This is a genomic window from Psychrobacter sp. CAL346-MNA-CIBAN-0220 (genome assembly GCF_040309805.1).
Classification (GTDB): Bacteria; Pseudomonadota; Gammaproteobacteria; order Pseudomonadales; family Moraxellaceae; genus Psychrobacter.
On the sequence record NZ_JBEOPF010000397.1, the window covers coordinates 1 to 263 of the forward strand.

Annotated in this window: 1 protein-coding gene; it reads right to left on the minus strand. The window is 46.4% G+C overall.

Annotated elements, in window-relative coordinates; translation table 11 throughout:
- Positions 1-263, minus strand: a 263-nt coding sequence (locus tag AAEY88_RS14115) for an enoyl-CoA hydratase-related protein (RefSeq protein WP_350563390.1), incomplete at both ends; no start/stop codon positions are given.

The following is a 263-nucleotide window of genomic DNA, read 5'->3' on the forward strand; positions in this document are numbered from 1 at the left end:
GTTGCATCAACGAGACCAAGTTTTAGTGCGTCCAGTGGTTTTTTCGGTGTACCAGTCGCGATTAATTCAAGCGCATTATCGATACCAATCACACGCGTACTACGAACCGTACCACCAAAACCTGGGAAGATACCCAATTGAGTTTCTGGTAGACCGATAATCGCTTTGTCGCTCATGACACGGTATTCACACACCAAGGTCATTTCACAACCACCGCCCATGGCAGCACCATTAATAGCAGCTACTTTTGGAAACGGTAAATC